The 4,010-nt window shown below is 71.9% G+C and carries 4 protein-coding genes; all 4 read left to right on the top strand.

Translation table 11 applies throughout. The features are described 5' to 3' along the window. Positions 1-252: 252 nt before the first annotated feature. The 4 genes from AC08OX_RS15580 (at position 253) to AC08OX_RS15565 (ending at position 4,008) form a co-directional block, all read left to right on the top strand. Positions 253-1,212, top strand: a complete 960-nt coding sequence (locus AC08OX_RS15580) for a phosphatase PAP2 family protein (protein ID WP_476608477.1) — start codon at positions 253-255, stop codon at positions 1,210-1,212. A 229-nt stretch (positions 1,213-1,441) separates the two neighbouring features. Continuing rightward, positions 1,442-2,527, top strand: coding sequence for an OmpA family protein (locus tag AC08OX_RS15575; RefSeq protein ID WP_476608476.1), 1,086 nt, complete (start codon positions 1,442-1,444; stop codon positions 2,525-2,527). Positions 2,528-2,791: 264 nt separating this feature from the next. Then, entirely contained in the window at positions 2,792-3,004 is a 213-nt protein-coding gene (locus AC08OX_RS15570; protein WP_476608475.1) for a (2Fe-2S)-binding protein, read from the top strand. Positions 3,005-3,498: 494 nt separating this feature from the next. Beyond that, positions 3,499-4,008: a hypothetical protein gene (locus tag AC08OX_RS15565; RefSeq protein WP_476608474.1), complete on the top strand. Its 510-nt coding sequence runs from the start codon at positions 3,499-3,501 to the stop codon at positions 4,006-4,008. Positions 4,009-4,010 lie beyond the last annotated feature (2 nt).

Below are 4,010 nucleotides of genomic sequence, written 5' to 3'. Positions count from 1 at the left end.
GGGGGAGGAGTCGGGCGGGCGAGCAGGCGGTGAATTTCCGCCCGGGGGAGGTGTCGTAAACGACGGATCGGCCCGTGACGGTCGCGAACGGCTCATGCTGTTGAGTAAGGGTATGGAGAGCGAGCTGTCGAGACGCTCCGGCCCGTCGCGACGGTCGGTGCGCCGGTCCGTTCGCGCGTGCGGTCCTGCCCGAGGGCGTCGAGGCGCGCGGGCGCGGCGTCTCGCGCGGGTGCGACGTTCGAGAGGTGCATAGTGAGGCGCTTGCGCAACCAGACCACCGGCCTGCTGGTCTGGTGGGTCGAGGTGCTGATGCTGGTGATCCTGTACTACTCCTACACCGGCACCCGTGCCGTGGCCGACGCCTCCACCGGCGAGGCGATGCGGATGGGCCACGATCTCCTGCGCCTGGAGACCTTCCTGCATCTCGATCCCGAGCTCGGGCTCAACCGCTGGTTGCAGAGTGTACCGGTGCTGGCGGTCGTCTGTTGTTACTACTACGCGACGCTGCACTTCGTCGTGACGCCGGCCCTGCTGGTATGGATGCATCGTCGGCACCCCCCCCGGTACGCTCGGGCCCGCTGGACGCTGGTGATCACCACTCTGATCTGCCTGGTCGGGTTCTTCCTGTTCCCGACCGCCCCGCCCCGGTTGCTCACCGGCACGTCCTATGTCGACACCATGTCCCACTTCGAGGGCTGGGGATGGTGGAGCGGTAGCGCGAGCGCCGCCCCGGACGGGCTGGAGGGACTGACGAACCAGTACGCCGCGCTCCCGTCGCTGCACTGCGCATGGTCGTTGTGGTGCGGTTTCCTGCTGGTGCGCTTCGGGCGCCGACCGCTGGTCCGGGTGCTCGGCGCGCTTTATCCGGCGGCGACCCTGTTCGTCGTCATGTCGACGTCGAACCACTATCTCCTGGACGCGGTCGCCGGATGGGCGGTCCTGGGCGGCACCGCCGGTGCGGTCGCGCTCGTCGCCGGGTGGCGGTCCCGGGTCGGTTTCGTGGGGAGTGCCGCCGGGCAGCCTGCCGTGCCGGGAGTCGGATCGCAGCTTGCGCCGAACGCGCTGGCACCGGTGTCCGTGCCACTGCCGTCTCCGCCGTCTTCCCTGGCGCCCCAACCGTCACCGGTGCCTCCGCCCGCCCCGCCGGCCACCTCCAGCATGGCGGTGCGGGTCACACCGGTGGCGCGAGCCGATGGAGCGCACGCGAACTGATCGCGGTAGGTGGCCGGGGCCGATCCGACCGGGGCCGATCCGACCGGTGTCGGCTTGGTGTGGCTCCCCAGGTGGGTGCATCTTTCGCCCCGATGCGTTACTTCTGGGACCGATGTGCGAAAGTTGCGGGACAGCGGTTTTCCCGGCCGCGTCCGACCTTGCGGCACCCCTCTCCCCACACCACCTCGAAGATCCCGCGTCCGGTCCGATCCCGCTCGGAGTCCGATCGATGTCCCTGTCCACGGCCGTGCGCCTGCAACGTCCGCGCCCGGTCGCCTTCGCCATCGCACTCGTGCTGGCGTGGTTGCTGCTTGCCCTTGTCGCGTTCGCCCTGCGCCGCGGTCCCATCGAGGATGATCTCGCCGCCCGGGCGGCCGCGGCGGTCCGGTCCACCGGCGGCGTGCACGCCCAGGTTCACGTCGAGGGGCGTGAGGCGGTTGTCACCGGTCGTTTCCCGAGTGCCGCCGCCGCCGAACAGGCGAGAGCCGCGGTCGCCGGCACGACCTCCGCGCGTCTCGGCGACGACGTGGTCATCGCGACCGAACCCGCGCGCCCCCTGGTGCTCGCTGTGGCCGGCCGAGGACTGTCGATCACGGCGACCGTGCCCGACCGGGCGAGCCGTGCCGCGTTGCTCGCTGCCGTGGCGGACGCGAGCGGTGGCTCGGTGACCGGTGAGGTCCGGGTCGACCCGGCCGTGGCGGAGCCGCCGGTGGAGGTGGTGGCCGCCGTCGCGGCGGCGCTGCGCGGTTTTCCCGGGAACCACTCGGCCACGGTCTCCGGGACGACCGTGGCGGTGGCCGGCAGTGCCCCCGACGAGGTCACGAGGCGGCGCCTCGGCGCCCAGGTGCTGGCAGCGGCCGGTACCACCGTCCCCGATGCCACCCTGGACAACCGGCTTGTCGTCCCGCGCGAGAAGCCTGCCGCCGCGGCGGCGAAGCCCACCTCCGATGCCGCGGCCCTCGCGGCCCTACGCGCCGCCCTCGACGCTCGGAACGTGACGTTCCTGGTCGGCGCAGCAACGCTGAGCCCCCCGGCCCGCCTTTGGCTTGACCGGGTGGCGGCGGCGCTGCGCGCCGGCCGGGTCGTGGTCCTGGTCGGCGGCCACACCGACGCCTCCGGGCCGGCGACCCTCAATCAGGCGTTGTCTCTGGACCGGGCCCAGGTGATTGCCGACTACCTGGCGGACCGGGGCGTACGTCCCGACCTCATGCGCGTCGCCGGGTTCGGTTCCCGGTGGCCGGTGGCCGACAACGCCACGCCTCGGGGACGGGCGGCCAACCGTCGGGTCGAGATCGTTCCGTGGCCCGACCGCTGATTCTGGGCGAGCCGGATCTCGGGTCCGGCGGGGCTGTCGGGCCCGGCCGATTTCCGGCCCAGTACCACGATGATGTCGCGGATGCGCGCCCGTCTTGCCTGCGGCGGGTGGCCCATGGCATCCTCTGCTTAGGGAAGCCTTAGCTAAGGCCGCTCCACGGGGTCGACTGCTCCACGGGGTCGAAGGATCATCGACAGATCGACAGGGTCGCGAACTGCCGCTTGGCCGTCCGCGTGCTGGCTGTCTCGGGCGTGGTGAGGTGCGGTGTTCGTCTGTTCGTGCTTCGCGGTGTCCGACCGGTTGCTACGCAACGTGATCGCCTCGGGTGCCTGCGACGTTGACGCCGTCGGCGAGCGATGTGATGCCGGGACGGGCTGTGGTGGCTGTGTGGAGGAGATCGCCGAGCTGTTGGGTGAGGCGTCCGCGCGCCGCGGCAGTCCGGTTGCCAGAGCGGGGCAGGGTTCCGGGTCGGGTTAGGGCCGCGCGGCGGCCGAAGTGCCGCCGTTGCCGTCGTCACGGAACATCATCAACGCTCTAAGTACGGTCGCGTTCCTGGCCCGTCGACTACGGAATGAGACCGGCTACGGCCGATATCTCGGACCGCCGGCGGACCGGCCCGCCTCCGCGGTGATCGTGCGTCGGGCCAGGTGACCATCATGCTCGGGCGGTGTCCCCGCGCCCGGACACATCCGGTCCACCCGCGAGCTACCGCGTGGAGCTACCGCGTGGTGGGATCACCCTCGCGCTGCCACGACGGCATACGGATGACCCACCCCGACATTGCCGGCTACCGTGGGCCAACCGGCCGAAGTCCGCCTGAGAGGTAGCATCGGCCGGTCGATCCGGCCGAGCCGCGACGCCTCGCTGGTTGCGAGGCACGAGGTCGGCGACGGCGCTGAGTCGGCTGCGCCAGCCGGATCGCGGGCGATGCCTACGGGTACGGTACGGTACCCCGTGAGGAGGTCGTGGCGATGTCCGCTCGCCAGGTGCGGCGGTTTCAGCTGGAGCGTGACGTTGACGTCTCCGGCGTCTCCGGGACGGGTGCGGTCGCGTTCGGGGTGCAGGCCCCCGACGGCACCTGCGTGCTGTGGTGGGACTCCGAACACGATTCCATCGGGATCTATCCGACGATGGAAACGCTGCTTGCCATCCACGGACACGGCGGAAGTACCCGCGTCGTCTACATTGACGCCGCCGACCAGACCGTCCCCGCGGTTGAGGTGGGGCCCGCCGCCTCGGCCGTTCCCGTCCTCTCCGCGGCGTCGCCTGTGCCGGGTCCGGCGTCGCCTGTGCCGAGCCCGGCGTCGCCCAGACCGAGCCCGGGGTCGCTGGCCACCCCGGCCCGGTCGGCCCGGCCGAATGCGCCCCTGCGTGCCGCACCGCCGCTACGCCTCGGTTCCGCGGCGCGTTCGGCCGCCGCGGCTCGTGGCCCGCGTCCTTCGCCGACCCGCAAGGCGCAGCCCGGGGGTGACGGCCGCTGATC

The organism is Frankia sp. CoBUL1, assembly GCF_978021245.1.
This window is presented reverse-complemented; position numbering and strand designations above follow the sequence as displayed.